Origin of the sequence: Rhodococcus sp. C3V (assembly GCF_029269915.1) — a bacterium.
GTDB classification, from domain to species: Bacteria; Actinomycetota; Actinomycetes; order Mycobacteriales; family Mycobacteriaceae; genus Rhodococcus_F; species Rhodococcus_F qingshengii.
This window is the reverse complement of record NZ_JARJBE010000003.1, coordinates 1-16817: the sequence shown is the minus strand read 5'-3', so window position 1 is coordinate 16817 and position 16817 is coordinate 1. Positions and strand designations below refer to the sequence as shown.

Genomic DNA, 16817 nt, shown 5'->3' with positions numbered 1-16817 from the left:
AACTTGTCATGAGACTTTCAACTCGACAGTTCGCAGGACTCTAAGTTTCGTGAGTAGAACAGGACCAACGGGTTTGCCACTCCAGTCGCAGTCGGAGACGGAACAATCTTTCGGGATTCCGTCCGTATTCCTACGGTCGGCGCATGCACCTGCGCCGCGCACGCTCATCGACATCGTGCGGGCCTCAGCCGAGGCCAACCCGGAAGCACCTGCCATCGACGACGGCGACACCACACTGTCGTACTCGGAGTTGCTCGACGAGATCGCGCTCGGTGCGCGCTGGCTCGGTGATGCCGGCGTCGGCGCAGGTGACCGCGTCGGAATCAGGATGCCGTCAGGTTCGCGTTCGCTGTACGTGGCGATCCTGTCGATCCTCGCGGCGGGCGCCGCCTACGTTCCCGTCGACGCCGACGATCCGGAAGAGCGCGCCGAGTTGGTGTTCGGCGAGGCGCAGGTAGCGGCAATCATCACCGGCGACGGAATCCAGCCGGGGACGGCGCCGAAGCGGCTCGAACATCCACCGGTTCGCGAACCCGAACCCGAGGACGACGCCTGGATCATCTTCACCTCAGGATCCACGGGCACCCCCAAGGGCGTCGCGGTCACTCACCTCAATGCCGCAGCCTTCGTCGACGCCGAGGCGCGCATGTTCCTCCAGGACGAGCCCATCGGGCCTGGTGACCGCGTCCTCGCGGGACTCTCCGTGGCATTCGATGCGTCCTGCGAGGAGATGTGGCTCGCGTGGCGCCACGGCGCCTGCCTCGTCCCGGCTCCTCGTTCGTTGGTTCGCAGCGGCATGGACCTCGGCCCGTGGCTGGTCTCGCGTGACGTCAGCATCGTCTCCACTGTGCCGACGCTTGCGTCTCTGTGGCCGGCCGAGGCCCTCGAAGCCGTTCGACTCCTGATCTTCGGCGGCGAAGCCTGCCCACCCGAACTGGCAGAGCGCCTGGCCGTCGAGGGCCGCGAGGTCTGGAACACTTACGGCCCCACCGAGGCAACCGTCGTCGCCTGCGGCGCACTGATGGACGGCAGGAGCCCCGTCAGCATCGGCCTCCCCCTCGACGGCTGGGACCTTGCCGTCGTCGACGCCCAGAGCAATGCCGTCGCGGTCGGTGAGGTAGGCGAGCTGGTGATCGGCGGCGTCGGCCTCGCCCGTTACCTCGATCCCGCGAAGGACGCCGAGAAGTACGCGTCGATGCCCTCTCTCGGGTGGGAACGCGCCTACCGAAGCGGCGACCTGGTCCGGCTCGAGACCACCGGCCTGATGTTCCAGGGCCGCGCGGACGATCAGGTCAAGCTCGGCGGCAGGCGCATCGAACTCGGTGAGGTCGACAACGCCTTGCAGAACCTGCCGGGTGTGAGCGGCGCTGCCGCAGCCGTGAAGAAGACGGCAGCCGGCAACCAGCTCCTCGTCGGATACATCGCCAGCACGGATCCCGACTTCGATCTCAAGGCCGCTCATGCGCTGCTCAGCGAGCAGCTACCAGCAGCCCTCGTGCCGCGTCTGGCGTTGATGGACGAACTTCCGACGCGTACGTCAGGCAAGGTCGACCGCAATGCGCTGCCGTGGCCGTTGCCCGGCGCCGGTGAAGATGCGGGGGCCGCGTTGGGCCTCGACGGCACCGCTGCCTGGGTTGCCGGCCTGTGGGGATCGATCCTGGGCGCGCAGATCACCGGACTCGACGACGACTTCTTCGAAGTGGGCGGCGGATCCCTCTCTGCGGCTCAGCTGGTAACCGCCCTGCGCGAGCGGTTCCCCGAAGTGACCGTCGCACAGCTCTACGACCACCCACGGTTGGGATCGCTCGCCGAATATCTCGACGAATTGGCACCCACCGAAACTGTGGAGCCGCGCATCGTCGCTCCGACACCCTTGAAGACTCAGCTCGCGCAGATCGCCGTCACCGTTCCGCTCACGACGCTCACCGGACTGCAGTGGGTGACGTGGCTGGCGATCGCGAACAACGTCCTCGGCTGGTTCGTCGACGTCAGCTGGGCGCCCACGGTCTCGTGGTGGTGGATCCTGTTGGCGTTCATCGTGTTCATCACGCCGATCGGCCGTATGACCATCGCCGTCGTCGGGGCGCGCCTGCTCCTACGCAAGTTGGAACCAGGAACGTACCCGCGAGGTGGTAGTGAACACCTGCGTCTGTGGATAGCGCTGCGACTCACCGAAGCCAGTGGCGCAGCCAACCTTTCGGGCGCACCGTGGATGCTCTACTACGCCCGCGCCCTCGGCGCCGACATCGGCAGCGGCGTCGATCTCCACACACTTCCTCCCATCACCGGCATGCTCGAACTCGGTAACGGCTGCTCCGTCGAACCCGAAGTCGACCTCTCGGGCCACTGGATCGACGGCGACGTCATCCACATCGGTGAGATCAAGATCGGCGACGGCGCCTCCGTCGGTTCACGCTCGACGCTTCTGCCCGGCGCGCGTATCGGTCGCGACGCCGTCGTCGAACCCGGATCTGCGGTTTTCGGCCGAGTGAAGGCAAACCAGCAGTGGGCCGGCTCCCCCGCCACCAAGGTCGGGAAAGCGAATCATCCTTGGCCTGCCGAACATCCGAAGCGCGCGCCCGGCTGGGTGCCGGTATACGGCGTCACCTCGGTCTTCCTGGCCGGTATGCCGATCTTCGCGCTGATGGCCGGGATCGCATTGATCGGTTGGTGGATTCGCGACACCGACACGCTCGCGAGCGCAGTGCTCCAATCGCTGATCATGCTTCCCGTCGCGACCATCCTGAGTTTGCTCGTCTTCGCAGTCGTCACCCTTGTGGCCGTTCGTCTTCTCTCGATCGGGCTGACCCCCGGTTACCACCCTGTCCGCAGCCGCATCGGCTGGCAGGTGTGGGCGACCGAACGCCTGCTCGACTCGGCCAGAACCTTCCTCTTCCCGCTCTACGCGAGCCTGCTGACGCCGGGATGGCTCCGCCTTCTCGGCGCCAAGATCGGCAAGAACGTCGAAGCATCCACCGTGCTCCTCCTTCCCAAGTTCACGACGGTCGCCGACGGTGCATTCCTCGCTGACGACACCATGGTTGCGAGCTACGGCCTCGGCGGCGGCTGGATGCACATCGAACAGGCGAAGATCGGCAAGCGCGCGTTCCTCGGCAACTCCGGTATGACCGCCCCCGGTCGACGCGTCCCCAAGAACGGTCTGGTGGCGGTTCTGTCGGCTACCCCGTCCAAGGCCAAGTCCGGATCATCGTGGCTGGGTAGTCCACCGGTACGTCTGAGAAGGGCTGCCGGAGACACCGACGCCGCCCGCACGTTCAATCCGCCCATGCGCCTCAAGATCGCCCGCGGAGTGGTCGAAACCTGCCGACTGATCCCCGTCATGGTCACGTTCGGCATCGGTCTCGGTGTTCTGTTTGCACTCGAAGCACTGGTCGGCGCAGTCGGATTCTGGTTCGCGGCTCTGCTGAGCGGCGTAATTCTGCTCGTCGCCGGAGCAGTGGCGGGCGCGATCACCATCGCCGCCAAGTGGATCGTCGTCGGACGCATCGCCAAGGTCGAGCATCCGCTGTGGAGTTCGTTCGTCTGGCGAAACGAGGTAGCCGACGCCTTCGTCGAGACCGTCGCGGCGCCGTGGTTCGCTCGCGCGGCGACTGGTACGGCCGTACTGAACATCTTCTTGCGTGGACTCGGGGCCAAGATCGGTAAGGGCGTTTGGTGTGAGTCGTACTGGCTACCCGAGGCAGATCTTGTGACTTTGGGCGACGGAGCGACAGTGGAACGGGGGTGCGTCGTGCAAACTCATCTCTTCCATGATCGGATCATGTCCATGGACACCGTCACTTTGGGAGCAGGAGCAACGCTGGGACCGCACTGTGTCGCGCTACCCGCAGCCGGCATCGGCGCGGGAGCGACGGTAGGGCCTGCATCTCTGGTGATGCGAGGTGACACCGTTCCGCCCTCCACCCGCTGGCAGGGCAACCCGATTGCACCGTGGGTGGCGTCGTGAAGCCGAACCGAATGCTCGAGGAGCCGATCGATCCGTACCTGCCGCTCAACGGCAACCGCGGGTACCGCGTGTCCCGGTACGAACTGGAACTGACGTACAAGGTCTTCAGCAACCGTCTCGCGGGCAAAGCTGTCATCACCGCTGTCACCACCGAGAGCCGATCCAAGTTCAGCTTCGACCTCGCGCAGAACCTGCAGGTGTCCAAGGTGTCCGTCAATGGTGCCCGCGGCACCAAGTACGCGCACTTGAACAACAAGCTGATCCTCACGCCGTCTACCAAGATCCCCGCGGGCGGTGCCCTGTCGGTCACCATCGCGTACAGCGGCAACCCCGAGCCGATCAAGAGCCTGTGGGGCGAAGTCGGCTGGGAGGAACTCGACGAAGGAACTTTGGTCGCAAGTCAGCCCAACGGCGCGGCGTCCTGGTTCCCGTGCGACGACCATCCGATTTCCAAAGCGTCGTACCGCATCTCGATCACCACCGATTCCCCGTTCTATGCCCTCGCCAACGGCAAGCTGATCCGCAAGCAGACCCGTGCGAGTCAGACGACGTGGGTCTACGAGCAGACCGAACCGATGGCAACCTACCTGGCAACCATTCAGATCGGTCAGTACGAGCACCGACAAGTGAGCGCCGGGCCGGTACCGGTCTTCGCCGTTCACCCACCTCGGCTGCGAGCAGCGTTCGACGTCGACTTCGGGCGCCAACCCCAGATGTTGGAGGTCTTCGGAAAGCTGTTCGGACCGTATCCCTTTACCGACTACACCGCTGTGGTCACCGACGACGAACTCGAAATCCCCATCGAAGCGCAGGGACTCTCGATCTTCGGAGCCAACCACTGCACAGGCAGGCGCGGTTCCGAACGTCTTGTCGCACACGAGCTTGCCCATCAATGGTTCGGCAACAGCCTCACTCTCGGGCAGTGGTGCGACATCTGGCTGCACGAAGGCTTTGCCTGTTACGCGGAGTGGATCTGGTCCGAGAATTCCGGTGGCCCGTCCTCGAACCAACTCGCGACAAACGCCTATCAAGGGCTCGGGCGTAAATCTCAGGACTTGATCGTCGCCAATCCCGGTCCTGCCCTGATGTTCGACGATCGAATCTACAAGCGGGGCGCATTGACTCTGCACGCCCTGCGCGGCGTTCTCGGAGACGAGAAGTTCTTCGAACTGATCCGTCAGTGGACCACGAAGCATCGACACAGCACGGTCAGTACCGAGCAATTCACCGATCTCGCTTCACGTTTCACCGACACTCCATTGCGCCCACTGTGGGATGCATGGCTGAATCAGCGCTCCCTGCCTCGTCTCTGACGCTCTCTCACCGCGATATCACCACGCCGAAACATTCCGAATGCGCCGATTATCTTTGTCTTACCTTTACTATAGAGGTGGGCCGAGGGACGACCCCGACAACACAATTCTCAGGGCACGCTTCCTCGACAGGTAGATCGGGGGATCGATGTTCGTTGTATTCACAATATGTTTCGTGATCGGGGTCGTGGCCCTGGTCGGAGCCTTTGCCGTCGGCGAGGTTGCAGATCTGGGCGGCGGCCACGCAGACGGGCTGCCATTTCTGAGCCTGACAACCTTGGCCACAGCACTTTTCGGCTTCGGCGCCGGCGGCGTAGCTGCCACTCTCGCGGACGCCCCAACATTAGTAGCGGCGATTGCAGCACTCGCACTCGCCGCCGTTCTCGTTGTCGTCACGCGCGGCCTACTTCTCCCCTATCTCCTTGAACAACAAGATAATTCGCACATCGGACGAGCTTCGTACTCCGGGCTGTTGGGCACCGTCACTCTCACCATTGCAGCCGAAGGTTGGGGAGAAGTCTCGTTCGTCGACGCCGAAGGCAATCGCGTGCAGGCCAAGGCCGTCAGTGCACAGCCGATGGCGCTCACCACCGGCACCACCGTCTACATCGCCGATGTAGACGATCAATACCTTCACGTCGTCACGGTTGACGACGCGATCTAAGGACTCGATACATGCTGCCAATCATCATCATTGCGATTGTAGTCGCAGTAATCATCTTCATCGTTCTCCCCGCGATCTACGTGAAGAACTACGTCAAGGTCCCGCCGAACGAAGTGGCGGTTTTCACCGGACGAGGCAAGCCGAAAGTCGTCCGCGGCGGAGCCCGGTTCAAGATTCCGGGAATCGAACGCGTCGACATCATGTCGCTCGAGCCGTTCAACGTCAGCATCAATCTCAAGAATGCGCTCTCCAACGACGGTGTTCCGGTCAACGTCGAGGCAGTCGGCCTGGTACGAATCGGTTCCGCCGACGAAGCGGTTCAGACAGCGGTGCAACGATTCCTGACCTCCGACCTGGACGAACTCCAGCAGCAGATCAACGAAATCCTCGCCGGCAGCCTGCGCGGAATCACCGCGACCATGACGGTCGAGGATCTGAACTCCAACCGCGATTCGCTCGCACGCAGCGTGGTCGAGGAGGCAGGCGGCGACCTCGCACGCATCGGCATGGAAGTCGATGTCATCAAGATCGCGGGAATCTCCGACTTCAACGGCTACCTCGAATCGCTCGGTCAGCGCCGCATCGCCGAGGTCAAACGTGATGCCGCGATCGGAACTGCTGAAGCAGAGCGTGATTCGCAGATCCAGTCGGCAAAGGCGCGACAGGCAGGCTCCGTCGCACAGGCCGAGGCCGACACTGCGATCGCGAGTGCAAATCAGAAGCGCGACGTCGAACTCGCTCGCCTTCGAGCACAGACCGAAGCCGAGAACGCCGAAGCCGACCAGGCCGGACCACTCGCGCAGGCAACGGCCGAGAAGGCCGTCGGCATCGCACGTGAGCAGGCCGAGGCGGCCCGCGTCGAAGCTCGCACCGAGGTCGAGCGTCGTCGCGCCCAGCAATCGGAAGCGGCATTGCAGGCAGATGTCATTGCACCGGCCGAGGCCGAACGCCAAGCCTCCATCGCACGCGCAGAGGGTGAGCGACAGGCCGCGATCCTCCGCGCCCAGGCACAGGCCGAGTCAGCAAGGCAGGCCGGCGGGGCTCAGGCCGATGCACGAAAGCTCGTCGCCGACGCTGTTCGCTCCGAGCAGCAGGCTGATGCCGACGGCCTTCGAGCACGTCTGGAAGCCGAAGCTGACGGCCGCAAGGTAGCGGCCGACGCCGTTCGCGCCGAACAGCAGGCCGAAGCGGATGGTTTGCGCGCCAAGCTCGAAGCCGAGGCTGCCGGTAAGCGTCAGATCGCCGAGGCGCTCAATTCCTACACCCCGCAGGCCGCGCAGTTGCTCACTCTGCCTGACGTTCTGGCAGCACTGGTCGACGCCACCGCAGCAGCAGCGAAGCCGGTCGGCGACATCGATCGGATCTCCATCGTCGGCGGCAGCGACGGGGCGCAGGGTTCGATCGGCTCGATCCTGGGCATCAGTCCCCAGGTGATTGCCGGTGTCATCGAAACTCTCGAAAGCTCAGGCGTCGATATCACCGGTTTGCTCAACGGCCTGAACAAGACCGCATCGGTTCCGGCTGGTTCGGTACACAATTCGGTCCACAATTCGGAAAACGGTTCCGCAACCGTAGACGCGTGATTTCGCCCCGGTCCGCCGACTCTCGCAGGAGTCGGCGGGCCGGCTTCACGCGCTCGGAAGATGTGAACGCGACTTGAAGAGAATCAGAATCAAGCAGGCAGCGGCGGCGGCTGATCCGAACAGCAGAGTCACCGTGTAGCTCAGTGCCGGAATGCTTTCCGACAGCATCGCCAGCAACGCAGGCACCGCGAACCCGATGTAGGTGATCGAGTAGAACACCGCGGTCAATCCTGCCAGATCGTCCGGCCCCGCGATTCGCTGGATCTCCAGCAACCCGGACACCAGTGCCATGCCGTACCCGCAACCGAGGATCGCTGCAGCCACGATCGCGATCGCCACGCTCAGCGTCGACGCAACCAGAGCAGCACCGGCCATACCGACCACCAGAAACACCAGAGCCACAACGGCGCCACGAGCACTGCGGTCGGTGTCGATCTTGCGCCCCAACGACTGAATCGCGAATCCGCATGTCAGCGCGACCATGCACAGCAGAGCCGAAAAGGCCACGGGCGCATCGCCACTGTGCCCGGTCATGAGCGCCGGAATAACTGCATACGCGACACTGGCGGCACCGAACACCCACGGCGCCAACGGAACGACGACGTAGAGGAATCTGCGGTGACCTGCCGAGGGGATCTTGAGGTCGTCGATCAACCTGCGACGGTCGGATTTCGCCTGTGCCGGTCGTGTTTCGGGCGCACGCCACAGCGCCATGGCGGCGAGGACGGTGATCGCGATGTGCAGCACGTACGCCAACACACTCGGCATGGGCGCCCACTGCGCCAAGATTCCCGCAGCACCCGCTCCCAAGGCGAAGCCCGCGGTCAGACTCATCGCTGCTCGCCGAGCACCTGCGCCTTCCGACGCCGTCGGGTCCCAAGGTTGCGTGGACAACTCCTTGACCCAGGAGCCGCCGACGGCCATACCGATCCCCAAGGCAATGCCACAGAGGATTCTTCCCAGGATGAGAGCAGCGGCGGAGTCCGCCCCGAAAGCGAGCAGCGTCGAACCGGCGATCGCGATGATCGGCGCGGGGAGCATGATCGGGCGTCGACCCAATCGATCGGACAGCGGGCCGCCGAGCAGCAGGGCCGGCACAATTCCGACGACGTAGGCGAAGAGGAAGAAATCGACCATCACCGGCGAATAGCCGTGGTCGAGTCGGTACATCACCAGCAGTGGGGTGAATTCGTTTCCGCCCCAGGCAGCGGCGAACATACTGGCGGCAACGGTCAGCCACAGCCACTTTCCGCCGGAGAGGCGTTCACCCTCGAGACGAGTTTCGGCCGCGGTCCCAGCGCCGATCGTTTGGGTGCTCATCACAGAGTTCCTTCGAAGCCGAGGCCGTGGACCTGGCGCATGTGTGTGAGGACGGCAGTGTTGTATCCGTCGGCATCGCCTGTGTCGACGAGGTCGGTAAGCGCGGTGTGATCGGCAAGGATGCGCGAGAGTTGGCCGGGGTCGCGTGAGATCGACCGGGCTGTCATCCGTCGTTGCCTGTCGCGCAGACTCGCGTAGAACGAGTCGAGCAAAGGGTTCCCACCGGCGGCAACGATCATCTTGTGGAAGTCTGCATCGATTGCGCTGAACGCGGCCACGTCCCCGCGATCAGCAATCTCACGTTGCTCGATCAGATTCGCGCGCAACGCTGCGACAAGCGCTTCCCGTGCGTTCGGTCGGACCGACACCACTCGAACGCTCTGAGTCTCGACGAGCTGTCTGGCACTGACTACGTGTTCCGCTTCCCCATCCGCGACCGGGACGATCAGCGCCCCCTTCTTCGGATAGAGGCGCATCCAACCTTCCGATTCGAGACGCAGAAACGCCTCACGCACCGGCGTTCGGCTCACATTGGTCCGTGCAGCGATGTCACCCTCACTGATCAGCTCCCCGCCGGCGAGCTCGCCGGAAAGGATCAGCTCCTTGACTTCGCGGAAGACGGTTTCGGAAGCGGAATACAACATAGACACAAGATGTATTTATACTCCACGCTGGCGCAACGCAGACATCCGGGTCGCCGATCCGAACATCTCGGTCCGATGCGGCATCGATCCAGTTAGCATTGCAAGGTGCCAGACAGAAGAGGAATCAGTTCGCGATGAATGGCGCACGCTCCAGCCTTCGAGGACTGATGCACTCATGACATCGCAGATGAAGTCGATGAGGACGCTGACCCGCGAGTGGTTGATTCTTCCCGATCAATACGACCGCTTCACTCGCTATCTCCGCGACAACGGCCTCACGACCGCCACCCGGCTATTACTTGGCATCATTGTCATCGGACTGGGAGTGTGCGCACTACTGAACAGATTCAGCCCTGCCGGTCCGACAAGCACGATTGCGCTGTTCTTCAATACTGTTGTCGTGATCTCGTGCTTCGTAGTCGGAGTCTCATGGTGGGTCTTCGGCCCCACAAAGCGTCGCTCGTTCGGTTTCGTGGTCTTCTGCGACATCGCGGTCACGATCTCCGTCGTTGGAGATTCCTCCCAGCTCGCACGATTGCTCACCTGTGTCATTTTTGCTCTGGTCGGCATCTACATCGCCTACTTCCACAACCCGAAGTTGCAGATCGCGCACATAGCTTTTTCGCTTCTTGTGATCGCGGTGGCTGCGCAGCCAATTCTGTTCGGGCCGGATCGCGATCCAGCCCTTGGTGTTTCGAAAGTACTGGTCGTCATCACCGCGTTGGTGGTCTGCGCATTCATCTCGCAGATCGTGCTGACGATGCTCAGCATGGATGCTTCCAGTTCCGACCTCGATCCTCTCACCGGCCTCTTGAACCGTCGTGGCCTCGACCGCCACGTCGAGAAGGTACTCGAGGGGTTCCAGCGTCAAGAATCTGCGGCACTACTCGTGATCGCGATCGACATCGACCGGTTCAAGACGATCAACGACGTGCACGGCCACGACGTCGGCGATCGCATCATTCTCCGGGTATCGCAGCGGTTATCCGCCTGGGCACACGCCGATGCTGTCGTCGCGCGGGTCGGCGGCGACGAATTCATCCTCGTTCAAAGACTTTCCGTGCCAGCCATCGGACCGATGCTCAACTCGATCGGACCGGCAATGCACTCGAATACCGACGAGATACCGTCGACTTCGAGCATCGGAATCGCCGTGCGTACCCACAAATTCGTCGCCGGAGAAGACCGCGCAGCAGCGTTCACGGACATGCAGAAAGTCGCCGATTCGGCGATGTACGAAAGCAAGAGACTCGGCGGCGGACGCGTTCACACGATCGTCACCACCGCCGGCAGGTAGCAGTACGCACAATTTCAGTAGTAGACCGGCCCTGGCACTCCTCCACCCGCTGCCACTGCGTCACCGGTGATCGCGATGCTTCGCGGCGATGCCAGGAAGGTCACGACATCAGCCACCTCTTCGGCGTCGATGATCCGGTGTATCGAATTCGTCGCGATACCCCGCTCCACCTCCGCCTGCGAGCGGCCGGATTCTTCCGACTCGCGCGTAATCCGCGCGGTCAACCTCTCGGTCCGCGTCACGCCCGGATGGACGACGGTGACGTTGATTCCCTTGGGGCCCAGCTCGTCTGCAAGATTCTTGGTCAGCGCAGACACACTGACGTTGCGGATCGTGTGGGCGATCGAGGTTGCCTGTCTGGCACCCAAACCGCTGATGTTGATGATCCGACCCCAACCCTGATCGATCAGATACGGCGCTACAGCACGCGCAGTGCGCAGGTACCCCAGCACTTTCACTTCGACTTCGTCTCGCACGACGTCGTCGGTGGTCGCCTCGAAATCCGTCGGCTTTCCGGCGCTGAACGGCGTCGCTGCCGAATTGACCAGAATGTCGACACCGCCGAACTCCATTACCACTTGCCGCACCGACGCCTGAACCGCGTCGTCGTCTCGCGTATCCGTCGCGACTCCGATCGCACGAATTCCGAACTTCGAAACCAAATCTCGTGCAACGCTTACGACGGTTCGCTCAGTGCGCGCGAGTATCGCGATGTCGACCCCTTCAGCGGCCAGACCTCTGGCGATTGCCAGACCGATCCCCTTGCTACCACCGGCAACGATCGCACGCTTTCCAGACAAGTGAAGATCCATACCTGCGACACTATCCAACAGGCGGTCCCCGATCTCTACGAAGAGGGATCGGGGACCGTCGGAATCATTCCTGTGTCTCAGACCATCAGATCCGCGTACAGGTAGACGTTGTCGGCGTAGTTGCCCACACCGTCCTCGAATTGCAGTTCGCCGCCGCAGGTTACGACTGCCAACTTACGAGGGCCTTCCGGGCCGGCCAGCACGCTTTCCTCCACACCATCGGCCTTCGGGCGCGTCGTCACCGCAGTCACCTTCCACGACGTGCTCTTACCCGTCGCGTCGGATGTACGGATCACTTCACCCGGCTCGATCGTGCCCAGGTCGAACAGCGCGCCGTTACCCTGGCCGGTCAGATTGACGTGTCCGGCAATCAAGGTCGTGCCGGTGGCGGAATCGAGAGATGCACCGTCGAGCCAGATTCCGACGTTCTTGACGTTCTCCGGCGGAGTGAGAACTCCTTCCGGCACGGTGGCGTCCACGATCGGCGCCTGAACACCGACCGGGTCGAGCGAAAGGGTGTTGGGAGTCATCAACGCATCCGTAGGCGTTGCCGGATTCGCGGAGTGCGACATGACAACTCCCGGACTCGGCGGGATCGCAGCATCGCCATCGGAGGATCGCAGGCCGACGAAGGCCATGGAAGCACCGGCGGCCAACACCGCGATGAGAGCCAGAATGAACGCGACACGACGCCCTTTGCCTGGACTCGCGGGCTGATCGTGGTTGGGATCGTCGTATGGATTGGATGGATTGGGATCCGACTCGTACATGGTCATCGAACTGTCTCCTGCGGGATGAGGCGCCCCCGGCACCTCGTGCGAATTGACGCCCCCTGCGTCTGATCAATGTCGGCACCGATCACACGAATCGTGATCGGTGCCGACGTCTACTACACGTGCCTGGTGTCAGGATCGCTTGCGGCGGAGAGCAACTGCTCCGGCAGCAGCCATTCCGACAAGCCCGAGGCCCGTCACTGCGACGGCGACGTTGCGGCCTGAATTCTGTTCAGCAGCACCACCGTCGATGGCAACCGGGCGGGGGCCAGTGGCCGGCTTCGGAGCCGACGGCGCCGGAGTTGCGGGAGTTGCAACCGGCTGCGACGGAACAGGTGCACCCGGAACTACAGGCACGACCGGCACGATCGGAACAATCGGCACGATGGGCACGATGGGCACGATCGGAACAATCGGCACGATCGGAACGACCGGGGTTGCAGGCGTCGTGGTGGCCGGTGTGGTCGTTGCCGGTGTCGTCGTGGGTGCTGCTGCATATCCGACGCTGGCAGATGCATTCATCGAAGCCGGCCGAACGGTGTCGAACGACGCGAAGATCTGGCACTGTGCGCCTGCCGTGTTCCAGTGCAGGTTCTCGACCGAATCCGGAATGACGCTTGCAGTCACCGAGTAGTCCCCGCCGGCCGCAGCGGTGAGGCAAAGATCAACAGCAGTCGGTGCGTCGCCGCGGCCGTCGACCGTCAGTTGGTTTGCAGTCAACGTCGCCTTGGCGTTGTCACCACAGACGGTCAGTTCGGTGCCCGCCGAGGACTGAACAGTGATCGGCTTCCGGTACATATTCGTATTCAGGGTGAAAACGGCAGTCTCGCCGGCCTTCAGAGTCCCCGTCGCGGGTGTCTTGCGAACGAGGTCGAGCGTCTGCGTGACGTTCATGATCTCGACGATGCGAGCTCGCTCGTCGTCTCCGATGTTCCTGTCGCACAGGCTTTTGAAATCGGCCATCAGCGGATTGTCGTAGTCCGAGACACACCACACAAGCGTCTGCCGCGCCGAACGTGCATCCTCGCTGCTATTTCCCGAAACGACACCGTCGAGTTTGGCGGGATTCTGCAGCAACCAACTGATGACAGCGAGATCGTCGGCTGACAGATCGGGATTGCCCGAAGACGGCACCGTCGCACCCATCTCGTCGTTGTGCTTGTCAACCGGCAAACCGTTCTCGTCGACACCGGCACACGGATCGAGATCGAAGTCCGTGCAGTACATCCATTCCGACTTCGCAATTCCGTCGACGTCGCGGACACCGCAGACCGGAGCATCCACCGCGGCCGAGGTACCCCGATCGGTGGTGCCGTACATCGGCACGATGTTGCCGTCGTTGTAGTGATCCAGCCGAATGCCGGAGATTTCGAGCATCTGCTCCGAGGGCGTGTACTCGGTGCCCTCACACAACCCAGCGGTGAACGCCGGAGCGGCCGCGGTTCGCACCGGCATCGGCGCGGACACAGCTGGCGAAGCAAAAGCAACGCTACTACCGGCCACCGTTGCGGCAATAGCTGCAGTTAGCGAGAGCCGGAGAACAAGCGGCCTACGCCGTGAACCAGACACAGTCATCAAAGCTTCCCTTTCAAGACATTTCGGTAGCGGGACGGTTGCCTGGATTCCCAATACCACGCCACCCAGCGCTCACTTCCGAGAGGATCGGCCGATCACTTTTGGCAATCAGCCAGTTACTAGATGGCAATGTAGTGCATGTTTCAAGAAAGTTCACCCGGCCATCGAGCCCCTCGGGCATAGCTTGGACATCCGGATGGCAAGTTAGCCATGGAGGTGACTGAACTTTTGTCCAACCGCACAACTATCGCGATCCCCCCAAAATCTGCTCATACAACCGCGACGTTTCTGACATTTCGCCGAAGCTAGCCAGTCGGTAACTTGGGCATGTCGAGGAAACTCACAGGAAGGGGCGTTTTCAGCTCGCACGCAAAAGAAGGGGCCCGCTATGCGGACCCCTTCGCCGGAAACTTCCGACCGAGACTGCTTTGTCGGGATTCGGGCAACTTGTAGATGCTCCAGAACGATCCCCACTCACATTGTGTGATTTGCATCACATTGAAAGAATCTGTTGGTTTTGTTCACACCCTGAACCAATCTTTTGGTCCTCTTTGCGTCGATTATCCAGATCTCCGACGGCGGAACCCTGCCCTGCCGGAGAGCGGAGCACGGCCTCGGATCAGTCTCGGACCGGAGGCGCCTTCCTCGTGGTAACCGCAATGCGATTCCACGCATTGATCGTCAAAATGACGCTGATGAGCTGAGCCAGTTCCACGTCCGAGAATTCGCCGGCAGCCTCGCTATACACCTCGTCCGGAACGAAACCGTCGGTGAGGACTGTCACGGCCTCGGTCAAGGCGAGCGCGGCACGTTCACGATCGGAGTACATCCCTCGCGCTTCTTCCCACGCGTTCAGTAGGTAGAGCTTCTGCTCCGTGACGCCGACCTTTCGGGCGTCGCGAGTGTGCATGTCCAGGCACCATGCGCAATGATTCAGCTGCGACGCACGCGTGAGGACCAGCTCGACGAGCGTCGGCTCCAGCCCCTTGCGCGCAGCGGCATCCAACGCAATCATCGCCTTGTAGACCTCGGGCGCCAGCTTTGCGATATCCAGTCTTTGTCCTGTTGCTGTAGTCATAACTCAAACGGTAATCCCGGAAAGACCCGGAAACATGGTTCAATCCGGTGGTGAATTCGTGGGCCAATCTTGGGTTCGATCTACATATCGAGCTGCCACAGGGAATCGGGGTTCGCGCTGCACTGCTTCAGACCCTTCGCGACGCGATCGACAGTGGACTGTTGAAGCCCGGCACCAGACTCCCACCTTCCCGCACCCTCGCGCTCGACCTCGGAGTTGCCCGAAACACCGTTGCGGACTGCTATGCCGAGCTCGCCGCAGCTGGGTGGCTTGTCACACGGCCTGGTTCCGGGACCCTGGTCGCCTCGCTCGCCAGCACACACACCCGCGAGGTCGAGCCATCACCGACTCGACGACGCTGGACCTACAGCCTTCTCCCTGGATCGCCCGACGCGTCGGCGTTTCCCCGCACTGCATGGATTTCGTCCGCCAGACGTGCTTTGACCGACGCGCCGACCGACGCGTTCGCGACTACTGATCCCAGGGGCCGAGTCGAACTCCGAAACGCCCTCACCACATACCTGAGCCGCACCAGAGGCGTTCGCGTCGATCCGAGCTGCATTGTGATCAGTGCCAGCTCGGGTCACGGGATTTCCCTCCTTGCCCGCGCACTCGGAGGAACGATTGCGGTCGACGCTTTCTGCCTTCACCTGCACCGGCAGTTGCTCGCCGACGAAGGGCTGCTGACAGTTCCCATATCGGTTGACGAATCAGGCACTTGCACAGACGAATTGGCCTCTACATCTGCTGATAGTGTTCTGCTGACGCCGACCCATCAGTTCCCTCTCGGCGGTCCCCTCACACCGGCGAGGCGCGCGACCGCTCTCGAATGGGCCACGACTACGGGCGGCGTCATCATCGAGGACGACTACGACGGCGAATTCCGTTACGACAGAAAACCTGTCGGTGCACTCCAAGGAATCGCACCGCAGCACGTTGCGTACCTGGGCACTGTCAGCAAGACACTGTCGCCGGCCATTCGCATCGGATGGATGGTGTTGCCGGACAGGCTGATCGAACCTGTCCTCGCAACAAAGGGACCCTACGAACGCTGGGTAAGTTCAACGGATCAATTGACCTTGGCGGACTTCATCGAATCCGGAAGATTCGACAGCCATATTCGAAAGATGCGCACCTCGTACCGACGACGACGCGATCAACTGGTTGCGACACTTGCGCAGCAAGTACCCCAGGTCAGGGTCGAGGGGATCTCCGCGGGACTTCACGCTGTGATCCGTCTGCCCTCCGGCACCGAACAATCTGTTCTTGCAGCGGCCCAGGCGCGCGATCTCGGACTCGAAGGGCTGTCGGTCTTCCGACATCCCGACGTGTCGTCAGTCGGCGGTGACGGCATCGTCGTCGGCTACAGCACGCCGACGCAGTCGCAGTATTCGAGGACGCTGGACGTGCTCTGCGAGGTGCTACAGGCAGCTCTGCGATAACGCCTGTCGGATCTGCCCATCCGCTCACCTGCCCTGCCCTGCCCTGCCCTGATGGCGTGAACGTATCGTTCCCCTCGCCCAAGAGGGTGAGCGTGTCGTTCGCTCGGTCCCGGACGGGGTGGTGAGTCGGCTGTGCTCGCGCCCCTGATGGTGTGAACGGTACGTTCGGTCGATCTGAGGCGACGAACGTACCGTTCACTCGATCAGAGGGTGCCGGCGACGGGATGTTTCGGGGGGTGTTTTGGGTACGAGAAAGCCCCCCAACCAGTACTGGTTGAGGGGCTTCTCTAATGTGTGTTCGGCGGTGTCCTACTCTCCCACACCCTGTCGAGTGCAGTACCATCGGCGC

General features: G+C 62.4%; 12 protein-coding genes. 6 read left to right on the top strand and 6 right to left on the bottom strand.

Going from position 1 to position 16817, the window contains the following annotated elements:
• The first annotated feature begins 73 nt into the window (after positions 1-73).
• The 4 genes from P3G66_RS09025 (at position 74) to P3G66_RS09010 (ending at position 7527) form a co-directional block, all read left to right on the top strand.
• Positions 74-3967: a Pls/PosA family non-ribosomal peptide synthetase gene (locus P3G66_RS09025; RefSeq protein WP_276116599.1), complete on the top strand. Its 3894-nt coding sequence runs from the start codon at positions 74-76 to the stop codon at positions 3965-3967.
• Positions 3968-3978: 11 nt separating this feature from the next.
• Entirely contained in the window at positions 3979-5280 is a 1302-nt protein-coding gene (locus tag P3G66_RS09020) for a M1 family metallopeptidase (RefSeq protein ID WP_047269739.1), read from the top strand.
• Positions 5281-5428: 148 nt separating this feature from the next.
• Positions 5429-5944, top strand: coding sequence for a DUF1449 family protein (locus tag P3G66_RS09015; RefSeq protein WP_037129298.1), 516 nt, complete (start codon positions 5429-5431; stop codon positions 5942-5944).
• 11 nt (positions 5945-5955) lie between these two features.
• Positions 5956-7527: a flotillin family protein gene (locus tag P3G66_RS09010; RefSeq protein ID WP_276116414.1), complete on the top strand. Its 1572-nt coding sequence runs from the start codon at positions 5956-5958 to the stop codon at positions 7525-7527.
• Between the two features lie 45 nt (positions 7528-7572).
• On the opposite strand, the gene P3G66_RS09005 is transcribed toward P3G66_RS09010, so the two are convergent.
• Together P3G66_RS09005 and P3G66_RS09000 are read right to left on the bottom strand one after the other, a co-directional pair.
• Positions 7573-8847 (bottom strand): MFS transporter, encoded by a 1275-nt coding sequence (locus tag P3G66_RS09005; RefSeq protein ID WP_276116413.1) that lies wholly within the window; start codon positions 8845-8847, stop codon positions 7573-7575.
• On the bottom strand, positions 8847-9491 hold the full coding sequence (locus tag P3G66_RS09000) for a GntR family transcriptional regulator (protein WP_054782145.1): 645 nt from the start codon (positions 9489-9491) through the stop codon (positions 8847-8849). The genes P3G66_RS09005 and P3G66_RS09000 overlap by 1 nt, the downstream gene beginning before the upstream one ends.
• A gap of 175 nt (positions 9492-9666) precedes the next feature.
• On the opposite strand from P3G66_RS09000, the gene P3G66_RS08995 reads away from it, so the two are divergent.
• On the top strand, positions 9667-10788 hold the full coding sequence (locus P3G66_RS08995) for a GGDEF domain-containing protein (RefSeq protein WP_042450505.1): 1122 nt from the start codon (positions 9667-9669) through the stop codon (positions 10786-10788).
• A gap of 14 nt (positions 10789-10802) precedes the next feature.
• Here the strand turns inward: P3G66_RS08995 and P3G66_RS08990 are convergent, their stop codons facing one another.
• The 4 genes from P3G66_RS08990 to P3G66_RS08975 form a co-directional block, all read right to left on the bottom strand.
• Positions 10803-11600 (bottom strand): SDR family oxidoreductase, encoded by a 798-nt coding sequence (locus P3G66_RS08990; RefSeq protein ID WP_276116412.1) that lies wholly within the window; start codon positions 11598-11600, stop codon positions 10803-10805.
• A 77-nt stretch (positions 11601-11677) separates the two neighbouring features.
• Positions 11678-12376 carry a class F sortase gene (locus tag P3G66_RS08985; protein WP_064688680.1) on the bottom strand — a complete coding sequence of 233 codons (699 nt, stop codon included), beginning with the start codon at positions 12374-12376 and terminating at the stop codon, positions 11678-11680.
• Positions 12377-12505: 129 nt separating this feature from the next.
• Entirely contained in the window at positions 12506-13948 is a 1443-nt protein-coding gene (locus P3G66_RS08980) for a hypothetical protein (RefSeq protein ID WP_276116411.1), read from the bottom strand.
• A 619-nt stretch (positions 13949-14567) separates the two neighbouring features.
• On the bottom strand, positions 14568-15026 hold the full coding sequence (locus P3G66_RS08975; protein WP_007727180.1) for a carboxymuconolactone decarboxylase family protein: 459 nt from the start codon (positions 15024-15026) through the stop codon (positions 14568-14570).
• Between the two features lie 47 nt (positions 15027-15073).
• Between P3G66_RS08975 and P3G66_RS08970 the strand changes: the two genes are divergently transcribed.
• Positions 15074-16468 carry a PLP-dependent aminotransferase family protein gene (locus P3G66_RS08970; RefSeq protein WP_276116410.1) on the top strand — a complete coding sequence of 465 codons (1395 nt, stop codon included), beginning with the start codon at positions 15074-15076 and terminating at the stop codon, positions 16466-16468.
• The last annotated feature ends 349 nt before the right edge of the window (positions 16469-16817 follow it).

Bases quoted from the DNA above. Each gene is read 5' to 3' on its own strand.
- P3G66_RS09020 (WP_047269739.1), top strand. From the start codon at position 3,979: ATGCTCGAGGAGCCGATCGATCCGTACCTGCCGCTCAACGGCAACCGC.
- P3G66_RS09015 (WP_037129298.1), top strand. From the start codon at position 5,429: ATGTTCGTTGTATTCACAATATGTTTCGTGATCGGGGTCGTGGCCCTG.
- P3G66_RS09010 (WP_276116414.1), top strand. From the start codon at position 5,956: ATGCTGCCAATCATCATCATTGCGATTGTAGTCGCAGTAATCATCTTC.
- P3G66_RS09005 (WP_276116413.1), bottom strand. From the start codon at position 8,847: ATGAGCACCCAAACGATCGGCGCTGGGACCGCGGCCGAAACTCGTCTC.
- P3G66_RS09000 (WP_054782145.1), bottom strand. From the start codon at position 9,491: ATGTTGTATTCCGCTTCCGAAACCGTCTTCCGCGAAGTCAAGGAGCTG.
- P3G66_RS08995 (WP_042450505.1), top strand. From the start codon at position 9,667: ATGACATCGCAGATGAAGTCGATGAGGACGCTGACCCGCGAGTGGTTG.
- P3G66_RS08990 (WP_276116412.1), bottom strand. From the start codon at position 11,600: ATGGATCTTCACTTGTCTGGAAAGCGTGCGATCGTTGCCGGTGGTAGC.
- P3G66_RS08985 (WP_064688680.1), bottom strand. From the start codon at position 12,376: ATGACCATGTACGAGTCGGATCCCAATCCATCCAATCCATACGACGAT.
- P3G66_RS08980 (WP_276116411.1), bottom strand. From the start codon at position 13,948: ATGACTGTGTCTGGTTCACGGCGTAGGCCGCTTGTTCTCCGGCTCTCG.
- P3G66_RS08975 (WP_007727180.1), bottom strand. From the start codon at position 15,026: ATGACTACAGCAACAGGACAAAGACTGGATATCGCAAAGCTGGCGCCC.